At 51.9% G+C, this 476-nt stretch carries 1 protein-coding gene; it reads right to left on the reverse strand.

The window, feature by feature from the left end:
* Nucleotides 1-476: histidine kinase dimerization/phospho-acceptor domain-containing protein (locus tag ACTHUR_RS19715; protein ID WP_440400488.1), on the reverse strand; the 476-nt coding region annotated here is incomplete at both ends.

A 476-nucleotide genomic window follows, 5' to 3' on the forward strand; every position in this document is an offset into this window, starting at 1 on the left:
TTGCACAAGTTCCACATCACTTGCTGCAAATGCATGGAGTCAACCAATACGGTCAGGTTGTTGCCGTCCATATTCATGCGCAGACAGCCGATGGCATCGGGATTGTTCAAGGTAAATTCCTGCTTGAACTCCAACCAGAATTTCATCAGATTAATCGGCTGGCGGCTGATGTTGTCTCGTTTGTTAAGCAGGGATACATCTTCCAACATCTTGTCGATGCGTTGGATATTGCTGTCGATGATGTTGTAGAGCTTGGCCTTGAGCGGATCTGCCTCATCACCCTCTTGCAACAAATCGCTGGCATGACGGATGGCGGACATCGGGTTGCGGATTTCGTGGGCAAGGTTGGCAGTCAACTGTCCGAGCGAAGTCAGCTTGGTGGACATGGCCTCCGCAGCCACTTCACGCAATGAGCGGACATACAGCATCAGCAGCTCGGTCTGCTCCTGAATCAGCGGAACGGCTCGAACGTGCAT

The sequence above is a fragment of the Neisseria sp. P0021.S007 genome (assembly GCF_051956855.1).